The organism is Mesotoga sp. HF07.pep.5.2.highcov, from assembly GCF_003666285.1.
Classification (GTDB): Bacteria; Thermotogota; Thermotogae; order Petrotogales; family Kosmotogaceae; genus Mesotoga; species Mesotoga prima.
The window spans coordinates 1-545 of record NZ_JFHJ01000094.1; the positions used below are offsets into that span (position 1 = coordinate 1).

Sequence of the window (545 nt, forward strand, 5' to 3'; positions counted from 1 at the left end):
GAACAAGATTCGGCGCTCTGGTGGGAGGGGATCATAGATTGTTTGAATGAGTTGAATGATAGTGACAACAATTTCCCTCATCTAATCAAAGCGATCTCTATTTGCGGACAGATGCATACCCATGTCTATCTAGACTCCGAAGACAGGCCAATAGGCCCTTCAATCACCTGGCTCGACCAGAGAAGCAGCGAAATAATCGAAGAATGGCAAAGAGATGGTAGGGCCGCAAAGCTGTTCGATCTGACCTGGATCTTTCCTACAACAACATACGCCGCACCACAGATATGCTGGGTGAAAAAGCATAGACCAGACGTTTTTTCCCGTACGAAGTCGATAATGATTGCAAAGGATTACATAAAATTTCTGCTCACGGGGAACAAGGTTACAGAACCTTCGGACGCCTCGGGAACGGCTGTCTTCGACATAAGAACGAATCAATGGAGCAGAGAGGCTCTCGAACTAATTGATCTGGATGGAGGTCTTCTTCCGGAGGTGATTCCATCAGCGAGAATAATAGGTCATGTCACCGAGAAAGCGGCAAGAGA

Annotated in this window: 1 protein-coding gene; it reads left to right on the forward strand. The window is 47.0% G+C overall.

The features are described 5' to 3' along the window. Positions 1–42 precede the first annotated feature (42 nt). On the forward strand, positions 43–545 hold a 503-nt coding region (locus tag BG32_RS01645; protein ID WP_259459431.1), incomplete at its 3' end, for an FGGY-family carbohydrate kinase.